The sequence below is a fragment of the Streptomyces fuscigenes genome, assembly GCF_021556455.1.
Taxonomy (GTDB): Bacteria; Actinomycetota; Actinomycetes; order Streptomycetales; family Streptomycetaceae; genus Streptomyces; species Streptomyces fuscigenes.
On sequence record NZ_JAKGCV010000295.1, the window covers coordinates 1 to 6,975 of the forward strand.

Sequence of the window (6,975 nt, forward strand, 5' to 3'; positions counted from 1 at the left end):
GCCCGGGCCCGTTCGGGCGAGGCGCCCTGACCGGCCGGAAACGGGTGGCGGGGCGCCGGCCGGGCGCGCCGCGGCAGGCCGGTGAACGGGCCCGGGGCCGGCCCGGGGGCCGCCCGGAGAAGGCTCCGGAAGGCCCGCCGAGGCGACCCGCACCCGTGCGGGATCGCGTCACATCGACGGTATCGGCATCGTCAAAGTGACGCGAAGCGGATATGATAGATAGCGTCAATCCGACGAAAAGGCGCGACGCAGGACTCCGGTCCGCAGAGAAGAAAGGGTGCGTGACGTGACCACGGCCCATCCCCTTACGGAACTCGACGTGCAGCCCACGCCCCTGGCGCTGCTGCTGCTCGGCCGGGACGCAGACCCGCGCAGCGAGCGGGGGGTCGAGTGCCCCGGCGACCTGCCCGCCCCCTCCGACCCGGACCTCGTGGCGCGCGCCCGCGCAGCCAAGGACCGGCTCGGCGACCGCGTGTTCGTGCTCGGCCACCACTACCAGCGCGACGAGGTCATCCAGTTCGCGGACGTGACCGGCGACTCCTTCAAGCTCGCGCGGGACGCGGCGGCGCGGCCGGGTGCCGAGTACATCGTCTTCTGCGGCGTGCACTTCATGGCCGAGTCCGCGGACATCCTGACGGGCCCGGACCAGAAGGTGGTCCTCCCGGACCTCGCGGCCGGCTGCTCCATGGCCGACATGGCGACGGCCGAGCAGGTCGAGGAGTGCTGGGACGTCCTGAGCGAGGCGGGCGTGGCCGACGGCGTCGTGCCCGTCTCGTACATGAACTCCTCGGCCGACATCAAGGCCTTCACGGGCCGCCACGGCGGGACGATCTGCACCTCCTCGAACGCCGAGCGCGCGCTGAACTGGGCCTTCGAGCAGGGCGACAAGGTGCTCTTCCTGCCCGACCAGCACCTCGGCCGCAACACGGCCGTGCGCGACCTCGGCATGTCCCTGGAGGACTGCGTCGTCTACAACCCGCACCGGCCGAACGGCGGGCTCACCGCGCAGCAGCTGCGCGACGCGAAGATGATCCTGTGGCGCGGCCACTGCTCGGTGCACGGCCGCTTCTCGCTGGACTCGGTCGAGGAGGTCCGCGCCCGCATACCGGGCGTCAACGTCCTGGTGCACCCCGAGTGCCGGCACGAAGTGGTCGCGGCGGCCGACGAGGTGGGCTCGACGGAGTACATCATCAAGGCGCTGGAGGCGGCGCCGCCCGGCTCGAAGTGGGCCGTGGGCACCGAGCTGAACCTGGTGCGGCGGCTGGCGAACCGGTTCGCCCCGCAGGACAAGGAGATCGTCTTCCTGGACCGCACGGTGTGCTTCTGTTCGACCATGAACCGCATCGACCTGCCGCACCTGGTGTGGACGCTGGAGTCGCTCGCGGACGGCAACGAGATCAACCGGATCACGGTCGACGCCGACACCGCCCACTACGCCCAGGTCGCGCTGGAGCAGATGCTCGCCCTGCCGTAGCCGGGCGACGGGCCCGCGGCGCCGCCGCCCCGGCAGCAGGAAGGGGTGTGCCCCCGGTGGATTCCACCGGGGGCACGCCCCTTTCGCGTGCGGGCCGCGGGTCAGCGGGCCGCAGATCAGGCGTGCGCGTCCTCGCGGGCGCGCTCGCCGGACGCCTCGGGCCGCCGCGGGGCGTCGCCGCCGGCCTTGGCCGCCTTCTTCTTCGCGCGGCGCTCCTTGCGCAGTTCGACCATCGCGTAGAGCGTCGGCACGAGCAGCAGGGTCAGGAGCGTCGAGGAGATCAGGCCGCCGATCACGACCACCGCGAGCGGCTGGGCGATGAAGCCGCCCTCGCCGGTGACGCCGAGCGCCATCGGGAGCAGGGCGAAGATCGTCGCGAGGGCCGTCATGAGGATCGGCCGCAGACGGTGCCTGCCGCCCTCGACGACCGCCTCGACCACGCCGAGGCCGCGCGATCTGTACTGGTTGATCAGGTCGATCAGCACGATCGCGTTGGTGACCACGATGCCGATCAGCATCAGCATGCCGATCATGGCGGGCACGCCGAGCGGGGTGCCGGTCACGAGCAGCAGGCCGAGTGCGCCGGTCGCCGCGAACGGGATCGACACCAGCAGGATCAGCGGCTGCACCAGCGAGCGGAACGTGCCGACCAGCAGCATGAAGACGATCGCGACGGCGGCCAGCATGGCCAGGCCGAGCTTCTTGAACGCGTCGTTCTGGTCGGACGTCACGCCGCCGATGGAGGCGGTGGCACCCGACGGCAGCTTCAGCGCCTTGATCTTGGACTGGAGCTTGGTGCTGACGGAGCCGGTGTTGTCGCCGGTCGGGCGCGCGGTGACCGTCGCCGCGCGGTTGCCGTCGATCCGGGTCATGGAGACGGGGCCGGGCACGACCTTCACGTCGGCGATCTGACCGAGCTTCACCGGGCCGAGCGGCAGGTCCTTGAGCTGCGCGACGGTCGTCGCGGGCTGCTTGGAGGTGACGACGACGTCCCGCTCGGTGTCGTCGAGGACCGCCGTGCCGGACTTGGTGCCACTGACGGCCTGCGCCACGGCGGCGCCCAGCGTCGCGTTGCTGAACCCGGCGTCGGCCGCCTTGTCGTTGGCCGTGACGGAGATGCGCGGGATGGACTGCGACAGGTCGCTGCTGACGTCGGTGACGTCGTGCAGCGTGCCGACCGCCGAGGTGACCAGGTCGGACGCCTTCTTCAGGGTCGCCGAGTCGCCCGCCTTGACGGTGACGCTGAGGTCCTGGCTGCCGAAGCCGCCGCCCGCGGAGACGGTCGTGTCCCCGATGCCCTTGACGCCGCGCAGCCTGCTCTCGATGGCGCTCTGCGTCTTCGCGTACTGCGAGGCGTCCTTGACGGTCACCTGGTAGCTGGCCTGGTTGGTGCCCGCGCCGCCGCCGAGGGCGGCCTGGAAGCCGGAGGTGCCGACGGTGACCTGGTAGTCCTTCACCTGGTCCATGCCGGCGAGGACCTTCTCGACCTTCTTCGCGGCGTCGTCCGTGGCGGCGAGGCTGGTGCCGGGCGCCAGCTTCTGGCTGATGGACAGGACGTCCTGGTCGCCGTTGTCGAAGAAGTTGGTCTTCAGGAAGCTCGACATGCCGAGCGTGCCGACGAGGATCACCACGGCGATGAGCACACTGGTGAGGCGCTTGCGGGTGGCCCAGCGCAGCACCGGCACGTACGTGCGCTGGAGCCGGCTGTTGCTCTCCTTCTCCTCGGCCCTGCGGCGGGCCTCCTCCTCGCCGAGGCCCTTGGCGCCCTTGGGGGCCCGGAGGAACCAGTACGAGAAGACGGGCACGGCCGTCAGCGACACGAGCAGCGAGGCCAGCAGCGCGGCCGTCACGGTCAGCGAGAACGAGCCGAACAGCTCGCCGACGATGCCCCCGACGAGGCCGATCGGCAGGAAGACCGCGACGGTCGTCAGCGTGGAGGCCGTGACCGCGCCCGCGACCTCGCGGACCGCGTCGACGATGGCGCTGTGGCGTTCCTCGCCGTAGGCGAGGTGCCTCTTGATGTTCTCCAGGACCACGATCGAGTCGTCGACGACGCGGCCGATGGCGATGGTCAGGCCGCCGAGGCTGAGGACGTTCAGCGTCTCGCCGTTGATCCACAGCACGATCAGGGCGATGACGACGGACAGCGGGATGGAGATGGCGGTGACGAGCGTCGAGCGCAGCGACGCCAGGAACAGCAGGATCACGATGACCGCGAAGAGCAGGCCGAGGGCGCCCTCCGTGGTCAGTCCGGAGATCGACTTGGAGACCGCGGGGCCCTGGTCGCTCGCGACGACGACCTTCGTGCCGGAGCCGAGCTGCTCCCGCAGGCCGGGCAGCTTGTCCGAGACCGCCTTGGAGATCGAGACGGCGCTGCCGTCCTGCGAGTCCATGGTGATGTTGACCGCGAGGCTCGGCTCGCCGTCCGTGCGGGTCAGCGAGGTCTCGGGGGCCGGCTTCTGCGCGACGGTGGCGATGTCGCCGAGCCGGACGGGCTTGCCGGGGGCGGTGCCGGGCGCGGCCTGCGGGGCGACCTCGAGGTTCTTGATCTGGCTCAGCGAGGTGAAGCCGGTGCCGACCTGCACGGTGCGGCTCTTGCCGTCCTCCGCGAACGATCCGGCCGGGACGGGCACGCCGCCGGCCTTGAGCGCGTCGGAGACGGACTGCGTGCTCAGGCCCGCCGCGGCGAGCTTCTTCGGGTCCGGCGTGACGGCGACCTGGAGGTCGCGCACACCGTCGACCGTGACCTGGCCGACGCCGTCGATGTCCTGGAGCTCGGGCACGGCCGTGCGGTCGAGCCGGTCGGCGAGTGCCTGCTGGTCCTTGCCGCCCGTGACGGCGAGCACGACCGTCGGCAGGTCGTCCGTGGAGCCCGCGACGACCTGCGGGTCGACGCTCTGGGGCAGCTGGTTGGAGGCGCGGTTGACGGCCTGCTGGATGTCGGCGACGAGCTGCTTGGTGCCGGACTGGCCGAAGCCGAAGCTCGCGACGACGGTGGCGCTGCCCTCGCTGGAGGTCGAGGTGACGCTGCTGACGCCGTCGACCGCCTTCATGGCGTTCTCCAGCGGCTCGGCCACCTGCTTCTCCACCACGTCGGGCGACGCGCCCTGGTAGGGAGCCACCACCGACACCAGCGGCAGGTCGATGGGCGGCAGCAGCTGCTGCTTCAGCTGGGGTATCGCTATCGCGCCGAACACGAGGGCGATGATCGACATCAGGCCGACTAGGGCCCGTTGTCTGAGGCTGAACCTGGACAGCCAGGACATGGGGTCTCTCTTCTGTGTGCGTGCTGCGTACGGCGTGTACGTGCGTGCTGCGTCTGCGCGTCCGCGTGAAGCGGCAGGTGGGCGGGGCGGCACGGGCTGCGTGCCGGCCGGCCGTCGGGGTGCGGTCGCCGATCCGGCCCCTCATACACGATCAGGCATGGAAAGGGGCGTTTCCGTCCGCCGCAGGTCCATTTCCGGTGCCGGCCGCGTACCGCGCCTGGAGTACGCGACGGCGGAGCGCTACTCCACCCTCGGACGCACCAGGCCCGATTCGTACGCGAATACGACCAATTGCGCCCGGTCGCGAGCGCCCAGTTTGGCCATGGCGCGGTTGACGTGGGTCTTCACGGTGAGCGGGCTGACGGCGAGGCGCTCGGCGATCTCGTCGTTGGAGTGGCCGCCCGCCACCAGGCCGAGCACCTCCCGCTCGCGCACGGTCAGCGCGGCCAGCCGCCGCGCGTGCGCGGCCGAGCCGTCCCGCTGGTCGTCCGCACCGCCCTGCGCGAGGAACGAGGCGATCAGGCCCTTGGTGGCGAGCGGTGACAGGAGCGCCTCGCCGGCCGCGGCGATCCGGATCGCGTTCAGCAGTTCCACCGGCTCGGCGCCCTTGCCGAGGAAACCCGACGCGCCCGCGCGCAGCGACTGCACCACGTACTCGTCGACCTCGAACGTCGTCAGCATGACCACGTGCACGCCGTCGAGTTCGGGATCGGCGCTGATCATGCGGGTGGCGGCGAGCCCGTCGGTGCCCGGCATGCGGATGTCCATGAGGACCACGTCGGCCTTCTCGGAGCGGGCGAGCGCGACGGCCTCGGCGCCGTCGGCTGCCTCCGCGACGACCTCCATGTCCGGCTCGGAGTCGACGAGGACCCGGAAGGCGCTGCGCAACAGTGCCTGGTCGTCCGCCAGAAGGACCCTGATCGTCACGCGTGCTCCTGTTGTCGTGGCTGCACCGGCAGTATCGCCTGCACGCGGAAGCCGCCGCCGTAGCGGGGTTCCGCGACGAGGCTCCCGCCGAGCGCGGTCACGCGCTCCCGCATGCCGAGCAGGCCGTGCCCGCCGCCGGGAGCCGGCTCGCGGGGGCCCGACCCGCCGTCGTCGAGGACGGTGACCTCGATGCCCGAGACGGCCCGCACGACGCTGACCTCAGCGGCGGCGGAGGTGCCCGCGTGCTTGCCCACGTTCGTCAGGGCCTCCTGGACCACGCGGTACGCGGCGAGGCCCACGGCCGCGGGCAGCCGCGGCGCCCCGTCCGCGACGAGCACGTCCGCGACGAGCAGGCGCACCGGCAGGCCGGCGGTGCGGAAGGTCTCGGCGAGCGCCTCCAGCTGCCCGAGTCCGGGGGCCGGCTCGGTCGGCGCCTCCGGGTCGCCGGACTGGCGCAGCAGGCCGACGGTGGCGCGCAGCTCGTCGATGGCGCTGCGGCTGGCCTCGCGGACGTGCGCCAGCGCCTCCTTGGCCTGGTCGGGGCGCTTGTCCATGACGTGCGCCGCGACGCCCGCCTGGACGTTGACCAGCGCGATGTGGTGGGCGACGACGTCGTGCAGGTCGCGGGCGATGCGCAGCCGCTCCTCGGCGACGCGGCGGCGCGCCTCCTCCTCGCGGGTGCGCTCGGCCCGTTCGGCGCGCTCCCGCATGGCGTCGATGAAGGCCCGCCGGCTGCGCACGGCGTCGCCCGCGGCGGCCGCCATGCCCGTCCAGGCGAAGACCCCCAGGTTCTGCTGGGAGTACCAGGGTTCGGAGCTCAGGGCCATGGCCGCCCCGGTGAGCACGCCCATGGTCAGCAGCCCGACCCGCCAGGTGGTCGGCCGGTCGCTGCCCGCGGCCAGGGTGAACAGGGCCACGACGACGGTGAACGCGACGGGCGAGCTGGGCCGGCCCATCGCGAAGTCGAGCACGGTCAGCGCGACGGTCGCGAACAGCACGCTGCGCGGGTGGTGCCTGCGCTGCAGCAGCGCTCCGGCGGCGAGCACCATCAGCACGACGCCGAGCACGCTCGGCGGGTGCACCTCGATGGGCGTGGTGAAACCGCGGCCGCCGCGCGGGCGCGCGAACGCCGCGACGAGCATGCAGACGAGGACCACGAGGGCGATGGCCGCGTCGGGCGCCGTGGGATGGGCGCGCGACCAGCAGCGGGCCCGACCCAGGCGGCCCGAGCGTCCGGGTTCCCGGTCCCCGGGCCCGCCGGGTCGGGGCGGGGCGGGGGGCGCTGCCGCGTGCCGCTGTCCTCCGGCG

At 72.4% G+C, this 6,975-nt stretch carries 4 protein-coding genes; 1 reads left to right on the plus strand and 3 read right to left on the minus strand.

The window, feature by feature from the left end:
• The first annotated feature begins 286 nt into the window (after window positions 1-286).
• The gene (gene nadA, locus L1885_RS20425) at window positions 287-1,474 is read left to right on the plus strand and encodes a quinolinate synthase NadA (RefSeq protein ID WP_235798611.1); all 1,188 of its coding nucleotides are present in this window, start codon (window positions 287-289) and stop codon (window positions 1,472-1,474) included.
• A 116-nt stretch (window positions 1,475-1,590) separates the two neighbouring features.
• Here nadA and L1885_RS20430 read toward each other — a convergent pair whose 3' ends face one another.
• The 3 genes from L1885_RS20430 to L1885_RS20440 form a co-directional block, all read right to left on the minus strand.
• Window positions 1,591-4,740, minus strand: a complete 3,150-nt coding sequence (locus tag L1885_RS20430; RefSeq protein WP_235798612.1) for an efflux RND transporter permease subunit — start codon at window positions 4,738-4,740, stop codon at window positions 1,591-1,593.
• 240 nt (window positions 4,741-4,980) lie between these two features.
• The gene (locus L1885_RS20435) at window positions 4,981-5,667 is read right to left on the minus strand and encodes a response regulator (protein ID WP_235798613.1); all 687 of its coding nucleotides are present in this window, start codon (window positions 5,665-5,667) and stop codon (window positions 4,981-4,983) included.
• A complete protein-coding gene (locus L1885_RS20440) occupies window positions 5,664-6,887 on the minus strand; it encodes a sensor histidine kinase (RefSeq protein ID WP_235798614.1) in 1,224 nt (407 codons plus the stop codon). Before L1885_RS20440 ends, L1885_RS20435 begins: the two co-directional genes overlap by 4 nt.
• Between the last annotated feature and the right edge of the window lie 88 nt (window positions 6,888-6,975).